Origin of the sequence: Micromonospora sp. NPDC057141 (assembly GCF_042670805.1) — a bacterium.
GTDB lineage: Bacteria > Actinomycetota > Actinomycetes > Mycobacteriales > Micromonosporaceae > Micromonospora.
Genome location: NZ_JBHUVA010000112.1, coordinates 1 through 16,395, shown reverse-complemented (window position 1 = coordinate 16,395; position 16,395 = coordinate 1). Strand labels below are relative to the sequence as shown.

7 protein-coding genes are annotated in these 16,395 nt (G+C 67.0%); all 7 read left to right on the top strand.

The window, feature by feature from the left end:
* Window positions 1–205 precede the first annotated feature (205 nt).
* Window positions 206–1,666, top strand: coding sequence for a helicase-related protein (locus ACFT41_RS30265; protein ID WP_377589312.1), 1,461 nt, complete (start codon window positions 206–208; stop codon window positions 1,664–1,666).
* Between the two features lie 346 nt (window positions 1,667–2,012).
* Window positions 2,013–2,390 carry a hypothetical protein gene (locus ACFT41_RS30260; protein ID WP_377589313.1) on the top strand — a complete coding sequence of 126 codons (378 nt, stop codon included), beginning with the start codon at window positions 2,013–2,015 and terminating at the stop codon, window positions 2,388–2,390.
* A gap of 259 nt (window positions 2,391–2,649) precedes the next feature.
* Complete coding sequence (locus ACFT41_RS30255) at window positions 2,650–3,162, top strand: hypothetical protein (protein ID WP_377589314.1); 513 nt, start codon at window positions 2,650–2,652, stop codon at window positions 3,160–3,162.
* A 203-nt stretch (window positions 3,163–3,365) separates the two neighbouring features.
* Complete coding sequence (locus ACFT41_RS30250; RefSeq protein WP_377589315.1) at window positions 3,366–14,072, top strand: LamG-like jellyroll fold domain-containing protein; 10,707 nt, start codon at window positions 3,366–3,368, stop codon at window positions 14,070–14,072.
* Between the two features lie 10 nt (window positions 14,073–14,082).
* Entirely contained in the window at window positions 14,083–14,460 is a 378-nt protein-coding gene (locus tag ACFT41_RS30245; protein ID WP_377589316.1) for a hypothetical protein, read from the top strand.
* A 495-nt stretch (window positions 14,461–14,955) separates the two neighbouring features.
* A complete protein-coding gene (locus tag ACFT41_RS30240) occupies window positions 14,956–15,435 on the top strand; it encodes a hypothetical protein (protein ID WP_377589317.1) in 480 nt (159 codons plus the stop codon).
* Window positions 15,436–15,702: 267 nt separating this feature from the next.
* Window positions 15,703–16,218: an SMI1/KNR4 family protein gene (locus ACFT41_RS30235; RefSeq protein ID WP_377589318.1), complete on the top strand. Its 516-nt coding sequence runs from the start codon at window positions 15,703–15,705 to the stop codon at window positions 16,216–16,218.
* Window positions 16,219–16,395 lie beyond the last annotated feature (177 nt).

Sequence of the window (16,395 nt, the reverse complement as noted above, 5' to 3'; positions counted from 1 at the left end):
ACGCATGGTCAACCGCCAAGTCCTGACCGAAGACCAGCCCGGAGTGTTCACCCTTATCCCGAAACGGACCTAAACCTCCGAACCGCCCTCTGAGATCGTCACCGCCTGGCTGGACGAGCTGCAGCGGCAGGCGGACACGCCGCCGCAGACGCGGGGTTGGTCGGCGTACGACGAGCTCAAGAGCCTCGCCGACAACCACGACTTGGTGCTCGACACGACGTTGCCCGAACTTCGGCGAGCCGACCTGCGGGAGGCACCCACGCTCGTCGGCCGGCTGCTCACCGCGCAGCAACCCGTCGCCGGTATGTCCGGCCGGGTCAACCGCCGCCACGTCCAGCAGTTCCGGCTGCCGGGCTACCCGCTCGCGCTGATCTGCACCGACCTGCTCCAGGAAGGCGAGGACCTGCACACCTTCTGCTCCCGGGTCTACCACTACGGCCTGGCCTGGACCCCGTCCGCCATCGAGCAGCGGGTCGGACGGATCGACCGGGTTCGCTCCGATACCGAGCGGCGGCTTACCGTGCCGCGCGACCGGGTCGACGGCGAGGACCTGCTTCAGGTGCACTACCCCCACCTCGCCGACACCGTCGAGAGGCTGCAGGCGCGGCGCGTGCTGCACCGGATGAACGACTTCCTGCGCCTGATGCACCAGGGCCTCGCCCTGCCCGCGCCCGGGGACAGCCGGCTTGACGTCGCACGGGAGGTGCACGCTGACGGCGGCATGCCGCCCGTACCGGCCGAGCTGCTGACCACCTCCTTTCCGGTACGCGACGAGCACCTCGCCGGACGCGACCGGCCGCTCGCCGTGGACGAGTCCCGCGTGCGGCGGCAGTTCGACCGGTTCGCCGCGCTGTCCTGCGGTGACCTGCCGGGAGCCAGCATCGAGTGGGAACGGGGTCAACCCGGCCCCGCCGCGTTGCTCGGCACCGCGCTGCTCGCCGACGGGCGGAAGCAGCCGTTCAGCCTCCAACTCGAACGCGAGGGCCACGCCCTCGTCGTCCGGTGCGTGAGCCCGATCGGACGCGTCGAGCGGGATGAACAGTGGCGGGAACTGCGGGAATGGAGCGCCTCCAGCCAGAGCCGCATCGGTGCCGTCAGGGTCCGCGGAGGCACCTACGACATCACCGTTGAGGAGGACGTGCTGCTCACGGACCGCCGCAGCGACCGTGCCCGAGTCGCCGCCCTGATCCGCCGGGTCACCGACTCGCCGACGACGTGGAACGGCGGCACCTGCCCGACCGCGACCGGCAACTCACCGATCCCACGACGGAGTTGGAGCGAGATGGTCGGCAGGCGCGCTGAATGGCACACGCTCTGCGCCGTCGACGACACGCGGATCAGAGGAAATCTGATCACGGTCAGTTTCGCCAACGAGCGCTCGCACGGCGTCCAGGTGCTGGACGAGGGCGACAGCTACCTCCTGACGGCCGTCGTCGCCGATGCGGACGACCTCGACCCGGGACGGGACGCCGCCCTCGCCACCTGGCGAAGGAACCGACACAGCAGCCTTGTCGGTTTCCGGATCGACGGAGAGGGCCGGTTGATGGCCCAGGCGTGGACGCCGAAGAACGGACTCACTCCTGAGGCATTTCACACCCTGGTGCGGGCAGTGGCTCGCGAGGCCGACCGTTACGAGTTCCAGCTCACGGGTTCCGACGACCGCTGAGTCAGCCCCTCAGGCGGCGGCGCCGATCGCCTGTCATGGTTGCCTTGCGCAGCCGGTCGCGCCCAACCACACCGATTTCCGCGGTCGCGATCCTCAGCAGTCTCGCATGTTCATCGCAGGCGGTACTGCCCGGATCGGTTGGCCTCCCCGGCAGCGGAGTAGACCCCGCTTCATCGAAGCGGGGAACTCAACGTCGAGCAACAGGAGCGGAAGGCCTCGGGACTTTGCCCCGAACTCCGACCGTCAGAGATCCGCAGCAAAGTCCCCACGCCTATGTTGTGTAACCAAGTCGTATAGGTCCGCCCTCTGGCTGATCAATTGGGTAGTGAGCGGCTACCGTCGACGGGTGACGTCTCCCCATCTTCTGCGGCCGTGCATCCAAGCGGCCGAATCCCCAGAGGCGTCAGTCGAGGTGCCGGTTGGTGGCCGTCCCGTCCCAGCCTCCAAGGCCGGGGCGTTGGTGGTGGCGATCTTCACGGCGTTGGCTTGGCTGGGTGCTGCGTGCGGTGGCTGGCTGATGCGTCTCGGCCGGGACATGCCCGAGGCGACATTGAGCGTCTTCGGCTTCCTCTGGCTCGCCGCTCTAGCCGTGTCCGCGTTGGTGCTCACGGTCGTCTTGGCTCTCGTGCTGCGTCGGCGAGGGTTTCCCCACGCAGCCTTGGTAGCGGGTTCGGTCGCGGTGATCGGGGCCCTCGCTACGGTTCTGTTCTTGCTTTGGGTGTGATCCGCGGCGGCAAGTGGGAGAAGCGCTTGGCGGTCACCTGTTGCCTTTACAGCAGGTCCGCCACGGTTTCGCAATAGGCCGCCTACCGCCCGTTGCTGCCGAAGGCCAGGGTCGGCATCTCCGCGACACCGTCCGTGCCGTTCGGCTTCAACCGCCTGCGACAGCCTCGCGCTGGCGGGGCGGGACCGTGCCGCGACGTCGACTACGCTCTCCCGGATTCAGACTGTTGTGTCCGTGTCACTGACGGTGATGAGGTCGGATGAGTTGGTTGCGTCGGCCGGTTGTTCTGGCCTCGTTGCTTGCCGTGGTGGGGTTGACCGCCGTCGGGGTCTGGGCGCTCGTCGCGCGGGATCGACCGGTTCCGGAGCCGCGCGAGCGGCAGTACGAGGCTTTCACCGCGTGTCTGCTGACCGACGACAAGGGTCTCGCGGGCGAGCAGGCGAAGGCGGCCTGGGCTGGCATGCAGTCCGCCTCGGCCGCCCATTCGATCAAGGTGCAGTATCTCGCCGTCGAGGGGTCGCAGACGTCGGCGAACGCGCTGGCGTACTTCAACACTCTGGCGTTGGAGGGGTGTGGGGTCGTGGTGGCGGTGGGCGAGGCGCCGGTGGCGGCGGTGGAGCAGGGGAGGGGCCGGTTTCCGGAGCCCCGCTACGTGACGGTGGGGTCCGAGGTGGAGGGTGCGCGGGTCGTGTCGGCTGCCTCGGTTGACGGCGTCCGGACGGGGGTCGAGGCGGCGGTCGGCGAGGTCTGGGTCGCAACGTCTACCAGATAATCTTGCATACTTCCATGCTTGCGTTATTACGGAGCGTCCACGAAGCTTTGCTCTCGGTGTGATCTGATCAACGGGGGAGGGCTGCCATGGGCGGTCGGTGGCAGCATGCGCAGCTAGCGGTACGTGGCCGCCCCGGCCGCCGGCGTCGACGTCGGGCCACCGGTCGCCTGGCTGTCGTCCTCGTCTTGACGATGCTGATGACGGTGGCCGCTCCGAAGGCGCCGCTGCCTCACCAGGGCAACACCGGGTTCCCGCTGTCCTGGCTGTCTGACCTGCTGGCGCTCAGGTTCTCGTGGGCCGACCCGGCGGTTCCGAAACAGCAGATGGGCCGGTCACCCCAGCGGGGGCACTACGTCGACTCGCCGCCCGTGCAGGACCACAGCTCCGTGCGGCCTGCCCCGGGCGAGCTGGCGCTGCACACGTCGCGCAAGCCCGCCACGGGCAAGCGCACCACCCGATCCGCCGACGGGTTCGACCCCGCGGCCAGCAGGCACGTCCCGGAGGCGTCCACCAGCACCTCCGATGTCTTCCAGAACCCGGACGGCTCCTACACCCGCCGGGTGCGGCAGAGCCCGGTGAACTTCAAGGACCGGCAGGGACGCTGGCAGCGGATCGACAACAGCCTCACCTCCGACGGCGGGCGCCTGCGGGCCAGGGCCGTCCCGATCGACGTGTCCCTCGCCGGAAGCACCGATTCGGCGACCCCGCTGGTGCGGATGGGTCTCCCGGGTGGGCAGAGCCTCGGCTACGACCTGGCCGGAGCCGCGCCCAGCACGGCGTCGGTCGAGCGCGGTGTCGCCACCTATCCGGGCGTGTTTCCCAACGTCGACCTGACGCTCCGCGTCAGCGGCAACGCGGTCAAGGAGAGCCTCGTCTTCCACTCGGCGGACGTGGCGACCGAGTACCTGTACCCGCTGCGCCTGACCGGCCTGACGGCGCGCGTCGACGACAACGGCGAAGTGCGCTTCCTCGACGAGAACGGCAAGGCGGCGGCCGTCATGCCGGTCGGGTGGATGCAGGACTCGACGGTGGACCGGACCGGGGCGAAGGCGACCTTCCACGACATCCGTTACGCCATCGTCGAGCACGGCGACGGGCAGGCGCTGAAGGTGTCGATCGACGGCGCCTGGCTGCGGGACCCGGCACGGACGTTCCCGGTGGAGCTGGACCCGACCACCGGCACCATCGCCACGAACACCGACGACACGTACGTGCAGTCGGACAGCACCACCGCGCGGTTCACCGCGGACAACGTCGCGGTCGGGTCGTTCGGCACCGGCAGCGCCAAGGCGCTGCTGCCCTTCCCCACCTTCGGCACCACCTACGCGGGCAAGCGGCTCAGCGCGGCCGACCTGAACGTGTTCATGAGCTACCAGGGCCTCGGCGGGGAGTGCGCCGCCCGCCGCTTCGACGTGCACCGGGTGACGCAGAGCTGGTCGGCGGCGTCGGTCACCTACAGCAACTTCCCCTCCTACACGAGCTCGATCGGTAACGCGTCGCCGAGCAGCGCCGCCGCGTGCGGCAACGTCAACGCGGTCCGCACCGTCGGCACCTGGGTGTCCGTGCCGTTGAACGCCACCGAGGTCAACGAGTGGGTGACCGGTGCGAGCAACTACGGGCTCGCCCTGACCGCCTCGGAGACCGACACCGTCGCGTGGAAGCGGTTCACGTCGGCCAACGCCAACCTGGACTGCAACAACAGCGCCTACGGGCTGATCGACTGCGGCCCGTTCATCGACGTCACCTACACCGACAACGTTGCCCCGCAGGTCGACCTGCGGTACCCGGCGAACAACGGCACCGTCGACGCCCTCACCCCGGAACTGATCGCCCAGGGCCACGACCCGGACAACTGGCCGGCGAAGGGCCTGCGGTTCAACTTCCTCGTCTACAACGACCAGGCGACGCAGATCACCAGTTCCGGCTGGGTGGCCGGCGGCGTGTGGAAGGTCCCCGCCGGCGTGCTGGAGTGGAAGAAGACCTACCTGTACGCCGTCCAGGTCAGCGACTACTCCTCCACCGGCGCCACCACACCGATGTACGCGTTCACCCCCCAGGTGCCACAACCCCCGGTCACCTCCGCGCTCGCCCAGAACGGCGGCAAGGGCTACGACGGCAACGTCGGCAACTACACGACCTCCGACACCGACGCGCAGGTCACCACCGTCGGACCGGCGCTGGCCGTCAACCGCGACTACAACAGCCTCGACACCAGGACCGACAACGCCTTCGGTCGAGGCTGGTCGTCGATCCTCGACATGCGCACCTCCGAGAACCGCGACGCCTCGAACACACTGCAGACGGTGACGGTGCGCTACCCCGACGGGCAGGAGGTGGCGTTCGGCCGTAACAACAGCGGCACCTGGGTCGCGCCGCTGGGCCGCCACTCGGTGTTCAAGCCGATCACCGGCGGATACTCCCTGACGGACAAGGACGCCACGTCCTACGAGTTCACCCAGGCCACCGGGACCGGCGTGCACCGGATCACGAAGATCACCGACGCCTCCGGCCGCGCGCTGACCTTCCAGTACGGCACCGGCGACCGGCTGGAGACGATGACGTCGGCGGCGTCCAACCGGAGCCTGTCGTTCACCTGGTCGACGCCGCCGACCGCCACGGTCGCGCACGTCGCCACCGTCAGCACCGACCCGGTCGTGCCGGCCGACCCGGGAACCGTCCAGACCTGGACCTACGGCTACGCCGGCGACCTGCTCACGTCGGTCTGCGAACCCGACGCCGGCACCCAGTGCGACACCTACGGCTACACGTCGGTGTCCCAGCACGTCAACACCGTCCTCAACAGCGACCCGTACGCGTTCTGGCGACTCAACGACGCCCCGAACGCCACCGCCGCCCTCAGCGCGGTGATCTCCAAGGACGGCGCCGACACCGGCACCTACACCGACGTCACCCTCGGCGGCGCGGCGGCGCTGCCGGACTCGACGTCGACGTCCGCGACGTTCAACGGCACCACCTCGCGCGTCGCCCTGCCCGCGAAGGCCGTCGCCGAAAGCGCGTACCAGTCGATCGGCCTGTGGTTCAAGACCAGCACCCCCAACGGAGTGCTGTTCAGCTACCAGAAGGACCAGGTCACACCCGCCGCCACCACATCCGCGGCATACGTCCCCGCCCTCTACGTCGGCTCCGACGGCAGGCTCCACGGCGAACTGGGCACCGCGAACCCGGCGGGCGCGATGTCCTCGCCCGGCCCGGTCACCGACGGACAGTGGCACCACGTGGTCCTCGCCGGCAACGGCGGCAGCCAGCAACTGTTCCTCGACGGCACCCAGATCGGCAGCCTGACCGGCGCGATCAACCTGCACAGCCTCGACGCCGGCAACGCCTACCTCGGCGCCGGGTTCCTCGGCGGCGCCTGGCCCAACCAGCCGCACAGCACACCGACGGCCACCTTCTTCACCGGGTCGATCGCCGACGTCGCCTACCACAACCGGGGCCTGACGGGCACCGACGTCGCCGCGGCGTACGAGTCGGGTCGCGCCGGCACCCCGCAGCTGTCCCTGGTGACCAGCGCCTCCGGGCGGGTCCAGGCCCAGGTCGTCTACCACAGCGTCACCGGCCGGGTCGCCCAGATCACCGACGAGAACGGCGGCGTGTGGAAGGTCGGCGCGCCGGCCGCGTCCGGCTCCAGCCTGGTGTACGTGTCGTCGGTGCTGGGCTCGCAGCCCACGGACTACTGGCGGCTGGGGGACGTCGAGGCGCCGGCCGATGCCGTCAACGTCGTGCACAGCCACGAGGCCCGCTACAACGCGGTCACCTTCGACACCAACCAGTCGGACACCAGCCCGTTCTCCGACACCTACGGCGGAATCTTCAACGGCACCTCGTCCTACCTGCAGCCATACAACCCCGCCAACCAGGTCTATCCGGGCGTCGACTTCCCGCTCGTGGACAACACGACCGTCGAGATGTGGTTCAAGACGCCGACGAACCACGCCGCCAGCGGGGTCCTCTACTCCTACCAGAGCAACGAGCTGAACAACGCCCCCACCACCACGAACTGGACGCCGGCGTTGTACGTCGGTGCCGACGGCCTGCTTCGCGGCGAGTTCTACAACGGCACCTGGAACGCGCCCATCACCTCCACCACGAAGGTCAACGACGGCAAGTGGCACCACGTCGTGCTGTCCGCGTCGACGACCCGGCAGACCCTATACCTCGACAACAAGATCGTCGGCTTCCTCGGGGCCATGGTCGCCACCAACGCCACCGTTTCCTATGTCGGTGCCGGCACCACCCGGGGCTGGCCCAGCTCGTCGGGGGACGTCAGCTACTTCAAGGGCAACATCGCCGAGTTCGCCTACTACGAGCGGGAACTCCCGCCGGCGGAGGTCGACGCCCACTACCGGGCCGCGAAGAGCGCCGCGCAGACCGGCCCCACGGCGACCCTGACCCCGGTCGCCACCGTCACCACCACGGATCCGGCGAACAAGACGTCCACCGACGTCTACGACATCGTCAACGGCAACCGGCTCATCGCCGCCACCGACGCGCTCGGCCGGACCACCTCCTACGGCTACGACGTCGGCGGCTTCGAGTCCATCGAGTTTGACCCCCTTGGCATGAAGACGGCTTCCGGCCGCGACGTGCGGGGCAACACCATCCGTTCCACCGTCTGCCGCGACCAGACGTGGTGTGACAGCACGTACTACAAGTACTGGCCGGACTCCACCACCGTGAACCTCACCCCCGATCCGCGCAACGACCAGCTCATCGAGGTGCGCGACGCCCGATCGGAGGTCGTTACCAACAACACCTACCTCACCAAACTGGGCTACGACACCGCTGGGAACCGGATCAGCGTCACCTCACCGCCCACTGTGGGGTACACGGCTGGGCGTACCACGACGATGACGTACTCCACCGCGACGACACCCGCCGTCGGGGGCGGCACTGTCCCACCCGGCCTCCCGCTGACCACCGTGTCAGCCAAGGGCGCCACGCAGCAGACGCAGTACAACTCCGCCGGCGACGCCGTCCGCATCACCGACCCCGCCGGGCTGGTCACCGAGTTCACCTACGACGGAATCGGACGCACCCGCACCAAGACCGTCAAGGCCGAAGCGCCCGTCGGCAACCTGACCACCACCTACACCTACGACGCGGCCGGGCAGGTCGTCGAGCAACTCGACCCGCCGGTACTCAACCAGGTGACCGGCGCGACCCACACCGCCAGGACCACGACCACCTACGACGCCGACGGCAACGTCACCTACCGCAAGGTCGAGGACACCACCGGCGGGGACGCCCCCCGCGACTCCACCAGCGACTACAACCTGCACGGTCAAGTGGTCAAGACCGTCGACCCCGTCGGGGCCGTCACGCTCTTCGAGTACGACAGCTACGGCAACACCACCAAGACGGTCGCGTGCGCATCCAGCCCAGCCACGGGAAGTCCCTGCCCGGAGGACGACGTCCTGCGCATCAAGGCCGACACCTACGACGCGGCGGGCCAGCATCTGACCAGCACGATCACCGGCACCGACGGCACCAGCACGCGCGTCTCCTCGAAGGCCTACTACGCCAACGGCAACCTTGCCTCGGAAACCGACGCGATGAACTGGGTGACCGAGTACGAGTACGACCACAACGACAACCTCACAAAGATTAGCCGCACCGACGGTGTCAAGCGTTCTGTCATCGAGGAGAACGACTACGATGCCGCCGGCAACTTGTACTCGCAGCGCGTCGACAACGGCGCCAACTGGACCCATTACGACTACGATGCCGCTGGGCGATTGGTTTCGTCGATCGAGCAGCCGGGCGACCTCGAACGGGTCACGACGTACTCCTACGACGCCGACGACCACGTCATCAGCACCCAGAGTCTTGCCGGGCAGCTCCGGACGCCCCTGCAGACTGTGGAGAACACCTTCGACCCGATGGGCCGGGTGACCTCGGAGAGCGTCAGCGTCAAGAGTGGGGCGCTACCCACCGGCTGGTGGCGGATGGAGGAGGCGGCGGGCTACGAGGCGTACGACTCCTCGCCGTCGCAGCGCACCCTTTACTCCTACAACGGCCCGGTCGGCCGCTCCGACGGCGCCGCGCTGTTCACCCGCACGAACGTCCTGCAGACCGCGCAGCCGTCGCTGAACACCACCCAGTCGTACTCGGTGTCCGCCTGGGTCAAGCTCAGCGACCTCAACCAGGACCAGACGGTCGTCGGCGAGGGCGGCAACAACAACGGGGCCTTCTTCCTCAAGTACAGCAAGTCCTACAACCGCTGGGAATTCGCCGCCGCCCGGACGGACACCACCTCCACGACCTGGAGCGCCGCGCGCTCCAGCGCCGCGCCGGCCGTGAACACCTGGGCCCACCTGGTCGCCGTGTTCGACGCCGGCACCAAGGAGATGAGCCTGTTCGTCAACGGCTCGCTGTCGGGCAGCACCACCCAACCCACCCCCTGGAACGCCGTCACCCCACTGTCCGTCGGCGGCATCCTCATCGGCCCCAACGAGGCGCAACTGGTCAACGGCGCCATCGACAACGTGCAGATCTTCCAGGAGGAACTCAGCGCCGACGAGGTCGGCACCCTCTACGGCGGCGGCAACGGCCGCAAGGCCACCACGACGGTGACCCCGAAGAAGCTGACCACCAGCTACACCGTCGACAAGCGCGGCCTGATCACCGCCGTGACCGACCCGATGGGCAACGTCACCACCTACGAGTACGACGCCCCCGGCAACCTGGCCAAGGTCGTCGCCCCGCCGGTGTCCACGGAGACGTTCGGCGGCGGCGCGCCCGTGCCGGCGGTGCCCGTGTCCCGCACCGGCTACAACACCTTCGGCGAGCCGACCGAGACCCAGGACCCGCTGACCAACGTCCTCACCACCCGCTACGACGCCGTCGGCCGACCGACCAAGACCATCCGGCCCGCCTACACGCCACCCGGCGGCAGCCCGATCCCCGCCGCCGAGACCACCACCGCCTACGACGGCCTCGGCCAGGTCGAGTCCACCACCGACGCGCGCGGCAAGACCACCACCTTCGAGTACGACGCGCTCGGCAACACCGTGCAGGTCACCAACCCGGCCGGCAAGGTCACCACCGCCGCGTACGACAAGGTCGGCGACCTCCTCGAGACCGTCGACCCCACCGGCGCCAAGACCACCGCCACGTACGACTACCTCGGCCGCGTGCTCACCCGCAGCCAGGTCGTCCGCCAGCCCACCCCGATCACCAACACCACCACCTACGACTACGGCACCGGCACCTACGGCAACACCCCCGCCGCCGGACCCTGGCTCCGCAAGGTCACCACCCCCGAAGGCGTTGCCACCTCCACCACCTACAACTGGGTCGGCGAACCCCTCACCGTCACCGACGGCGCCAACAACGTGACCACCACCGACTACGACGGTCTCGGCCGCCCGGTCCGCACCATCCTGCCGGACCTGACCAGGACCACCGTCGCCTACGACGGCGTCGGCCGCCCCACGACGGTGCAGAACCTCGACGCCAGCAACGTCGTCCAGACCACCGAAAAAATGGGCTACGACGACAACGGCAACCTCACCTGGGTCAAGGACGCCCGCGGCACCACCACCAACTTCGGCTACGACGCCCGGGGCAACCTCACCAGCGAAACCCAACCGGTCACCACCACGACCGCCATCGGCACCTCCTTCGGCTACGACCTCGCCGGCAACCAGACCCGGTTCACCGACGGCCGCGGCAACGCCTTCTGGACCACCTACAACTCGTGGGGACTGCCCGAGTCGCGGATCGAACCGGCCACCCCGGCCTACCCCAACGTCGCCGACCGCACCTTCACCGTCGCCTACGACGCCCTCGGCCGCCCCGCCCGCCAGGACTCACCCGGCGGCGTCACCGTCACCAACACCTACGACGACCTCGGCCAGCTCACCCGGGTCGCGGGCAGCGGCGCCGAAGCCACCACCACCGACCGCGTCTTCGACTACGACGACGCCGGCCGCCTGACCTCGCTGTCCGTCCCCTCCGGCACGAACACCATCGGGTACGACGACCGGGGCCTCCCGCTGACCATCACCGGCCCCACCGGCAGCAACTCCTTCTCGTACAACCGCGACGGCAGCATGGCCGCCCGCACGGACGCCGCCGGCACCACCAACTACACCTACGACGTCGCCGGCCGGCTCAAGACCACCGCCAATCCCACCACCGGCATCAACGTCGCCGTCACCTACAACAAGACCTCCCAACCGGCGACGATCACCTACGGCACCAACAACAACGTCCGCACCCTCGCCTACGACCCGCTGCACCGACTCAAGACCGACACCCTCAAGAACTCCGCCGGCACCGTCACCCTCGGCTCCATCACCTACGGCTACGACAACAACGGCAACGAAACCTCGAAGACCACCACCGGGCTCGCCGGGTCCGCGAGCAACACCTACACCTACGACCTCGCCGACCGGCTCACCTCGTGGAACAACGGCACCACCAACACGACGTACGCCTACGACGACTCCGGCAACCGCACCCAGAACGGGTCGAGGACCTTCACCTACGACGCCCGCAACCAGCTCAGCACCCAGAACGACGGCACCACCTACACCTACACCGCCCGTGGCACCCTCCGCAGCACCGCCAACGGGTCCGCCGCGTACGCCACCGAAACCGACGCCTTCGGCCAGGTCATCACCCAGCAGGGCACCGGCGGCACCAACACCACCTACACCTACGACGCGCTCGGCCGGGCGCTCAAACCCGGCTTCACCTACACCGGCCTCGGCAACGACCTCGCCAGCGACGGCACCGCCACCTACACCCGCGGCCCCTCCGGCGAACTCCTCGGCACAGGCAGCGGCACCGGCGCCGGATCCCGCTACACCTGGACCGACCAGCACACCGACGTCGTCGCCCAGTTCACCGCCACCGGCACCACCATCGCCGGCTCCACCACCTACGATCCCCTCGGCAAGGTGACCGCCACCAGCGGCATGGTCGGCAACCTCGGCTACCAGTCGGAGTGGACCGAATCCCTCACCGGCCGCGTCAACATGCACGCCCGCTGGTACAACACCACCACCGGCCAGTTCGACACCCGCGACAGCGCCGACGTCAGCCCCGTCCCCGACTCCATCACCGCCAACCGCTTCCAGTACGGCGACGGCAACCCCCTCACCACCATCGACCCCACCGGACACTTCGGCTGGTCCAGCTTCAAGCGGGGCATCTCCAGCGCCGCGAGGGTCGTCACCAACCCCGTCTCCACGTTCCGCGCCGCCGCCAGCTACACCGCCTCCACCTTCACGTACGTCTCCTCCGGCCGCGCCTGGAAAGACGTCAAATCCAGCGCCAAGAAGGTCACGAGCAAAGCCACCAAAGCCTGGCACACGGTCAAGAAGACCACCGTCCGCTGGGCGAAGAAGAAGACCCAAGCCCTCAAGGACGCCTACCACGCCACCCGCAGCTGCCTGTCCAAGGGCGTCGGCAAGTGCGTCAAGGAAACAGCCAAGAAAACCGTCAAGAAGACCATCGACAGCGCCAAAGCCACCGTAAAGGCCATCAAGAAGGACCCCTGGCGGTTCGCCGCCACCGCCGCCGCAGGCCTGATCGCCACCGTCGCTGTCGGCGCCCTCTGCGCCACCGGCGTCGGATGCCTCATCCTCGCCGGCGCCGCCGCGGGGGCCCTCGCCTCAGGAACCGGCTACATGGTCGACGTCTCCCGCGGTGATCAGGAGTTCTCCTGGAGCGGCCTGGCCGGCACCATGATCGAGGGCGGTCTCGACGGTGCCGCGTCCGCCGGCCTCGGACGACTCGGGGGAGCCCTCGGCACCCGGGCGCTCGGCGGTGCCGCCAGCCGGCTGCCGAGCCTGGGCAGCCGGATGCCCGGCGGCAGCGCAGTGAAGGCCGGAGGCGGCTCCTCGGCCCGCGCCGCCGCGACCAAGAGCGGCGGAGGTCGGGGCGGGAGCGGTGGCGGTGGTGGCTCGTCGGCGCGCGCGGCCGACCGGTCCTCGGGCGGCGGCTCGCCGCAGGCGGGTTCGGGCCGTCGGCAGGAGAACTGCCACAGCTTCGACCCGTCGACCCGGATCCTGCTCGCCGACGGCAGCAGCCGCCCCATCTCCGCGCTCAACATCGGCGACAAGGTGGCGGCAACCGATCCGGACAGCGGCCGGACCGAGGCGAAACGCGTCACCCAACTGCACCTCAACCAGGACCGGAACCTGACCGACGTCACCGTACGCGACAAGTCCTCGGGCAAGCGGACGGTCCTGAAGACCACCGAGCACCACCCGTTCTGGGACGCGACTGAGCGGCGCTGGGTCGACGCGGGTCAACTCAGGCCCGGCCACCGGCTGCTGGTTCACGACGACAAACGCCTGGAAGGCGACGGCACCGGCGCCGGCATGGGCGGCGGCGGACCCGGCCGCCAGGTCACCGTCACCGCAGTACGCAACCACACCGGCAACCAGCCGATGCACGACCTCACCGTCGCCGACATCCACACGTACTATGTGATCGCCGGCACCGCGCCGGTCCTCGTCCACAACTGCAATACGTCATATCAGCTATCGCTTGATACTCGGCCTGCGGTCGGTAGCGGTAGTGCGCAGGCCTACCAAATCGCGCACACTGGATCAACGGAATACCGTGCGCTCGGTGGGGGTGAGAGAGTCTGGGCTGATGGCTTTGACAGGGATACCGGAGAGCTGCTCGACGCGAAGTTCATTGACAAGCCGGGGCGGAGCCCATTTATTCCGGGATCGGGTATTCCTGACTTCATTCGAAGCAAGATTGCAGCTAAGACTGATGATGAGTTTAGAAGATACGCTGCCGTTATCAATGATCCCTCTAATCCGCTAACCGGTCTGCGTGTGATTACGAACCACTCCGACGCTGTGCCATACTTCCAGGGGTTGATGCAACAGCACGGCATACCAGGATCGGTAGTGTTGAGATAGGAGTTGGCTGGTGACCTACCTTGCCGCATTTGAGAGTGGCAACTGGCGACTAGGGCGAGACGCCTTGGCGCGAGCACTTGCCAATGATTGGCCGCAAGCCCAAGTGAAACTGGCTGTGTCGGGGGCCGCAGGATCTGAGGTCCGTGATGTGGAATGGGCATTCCGTTCAGGGGCTGGTGAGCTAGAGGGGTATGCCCACGCGGATGGGCAGGGAATCTATCTGGAAGGCCCCATTGATATGGTCGCCGATTTCGTTGTCTGGTACCGAAAGTTAGTACCTAACGACGAACAGTTGATTTTTTGTGATGACTCTTATAGCTTCGACGGGGCGATTCCGCCGGGCGCTACCAAGGCGGATGTTCTCGCGGTCGTAGAACAATCCTCTTGATTCGTCGTGGCGCGCTTGGGTGACTGCGGAGAGCGGCGGTAGTGTATGGCGCGAGAGCGCGGATCGACAGGCATCCTTCGTCCGGACCCAGTGGTAAAGGATGGCGTCCCAGTTCGCCCGCAGTTCGGGCTTCCAAGGTGAACGGTGCAGCCGAATGGCGTACTTTCTTGCGCGTGATTGTGCAGTCTGGCGGCGACGTTGTAGATGTCGCCAGGGCTATCCGAGTTAACGGAGAGGCTGGCCAGTGTATGCAGGCTGCCGCGGCGTTGCGTCAGGAGTTTGGCTTAGCGATCTCCGAAGCTCTTGTAGTTGTTGGCTGGGCTGAGGGGAATGTTGACGACGATGAGTCTCTTGCGCGCCTTCGGGTCGAAGTTCAAACCCCGCTACAGTATCGCTGATTAATGGTAATGGCATGAGGTTTGGCGGTGCTGGATATTTCGGCGGTCGAGCGGACAAGACTCCGTTTTCGTTGTTCTGGCAGGAGGACTGGTAGGTGTGAAGAGAGATGGTTTGCCGGAGGTGCTTGATTATAAAGTGGGTGACGTGCTCTTGATCTCTGCGGAGGCGTCGGAAGCGCGCGTCGCAAGGGTGGCCCCTCGGCGACTGACCATCGCTTGGCCTTGGCGGGAGATTGATCCGGATTCGGAAAACTCATGGGATGGCACCTTGGGTTTTCCACGCGATCCTGACGCCTACGATTGGGTCAACACGCCTTGGAGGCTGGAGCGAGACCCTTCGGGGTTAAATAGCGGAGACGCGTGCTTCGTGGGGATTCCGCCAACAAAAGTTCGAGTCATCGGGATTAGGAGGTTCGACCCTCCTGCTGATTTCGGGTTCCTTCCTCGACCTGAGTATGTGCTTGAGGTGATTCCGGTTGACCTGGTTGATGACGGCGAGGCGGGATATGTTCTCTATCTGAACGGGCTGGAGCCAATTGAAATTGAAGTCGTGGAGGGTGAGCGTTCTCCAAGCTGACTTTGCGGCTCCGGAGTAGAGCCAGCGGTTGATCAGAGCCCGACCCGCCAGTGAGATGTAGGCTAACCATATTCTGCAGGTTTAGTGGCACGAAGGCGAGCGGGTCTCATCGAGGGTGGGATGCGGCGGTTAGGACATCGGAGTGCGTTCCACATGTGTCTCAGTGGGGTTTGTTGAAGGTGCGGAGTTGTCAGAGGGTGGCGGGTCGGCCTTGGGTGAGGTGGAAGTCTCTAATCCTGCAGGCCTGTCTGGTCATGGCGATTAGTGATGTTTGATCCGGAATCCTTCGAGCGGCTGGTTGAACCGCCGCAGGAGATGCCTCGGCAGGTTGACTGGGCTGTGGTCGAGTCTCGCATGGGGGTGGCTCTTCCCATGGACTATAAATGGCTGATAGGGCGCTATGGAATCGGCTGTTTCGGCGGGTTTCTATACATTTTCTGCCCCGAATCGTCTCGGCGGGGGCTTGATCTGGAGTATCAGCACGAACGCACCGGTTTGGCTTTAAGGTATCTGGCCGAGCGGGGGCACTCCCTTCCACGCGGTCCTGGTGACCTCCTTTCTTTTGGTCGCTCTGAGAATGGTGACGTCATGTATTGGATAGTTGACCACGTCGGCGATTCCGGCCAGTGGAAAGTCGCTCTAGGGGAACCGCGCGGCCCATTGTGGGAAGAATTTGATGGTGGTGTCGTGGAATGGCTGGAAGCTGTTCTCGCAAGGCGAGTCAGAATGAACATTTTCCCCAAGGGCTTTCCCCGGCGAACCGTTCGTTTCCGGACGGTTTGATCCGCGTTGCGGACTACTTTTGCACGGTGCTGTGATTGGGGTGAGGTCAAAACTTCGTTTGCCTTGGCCCGCTGGCCTCTGAGCGGCGAGTTCAGTCAGTCGTAGCACTTGATCTTGGTGGTTCGGTGGGACAGGATGCCCGCCGTGCGCAACATGCTGACGTTGGCTGATCGTGAA

Coding starts and splice junctions, on each gene's coding strand:
- ACFT41_RS30255 (WP_377589314.1), top strand. CDS start 2,650: ATGAGTTGGTTGCGTCGGCCGGTTGTTCTGGCCTCGTTGCTTGCCGTG.
- ACFT41_RS30235 (WP_377589318.1), top strand. CDS start 15,703: ATGTTTGATCCGGAATCCTTCGAGCGGCTGGTTGAACCGCCGCAGGAG.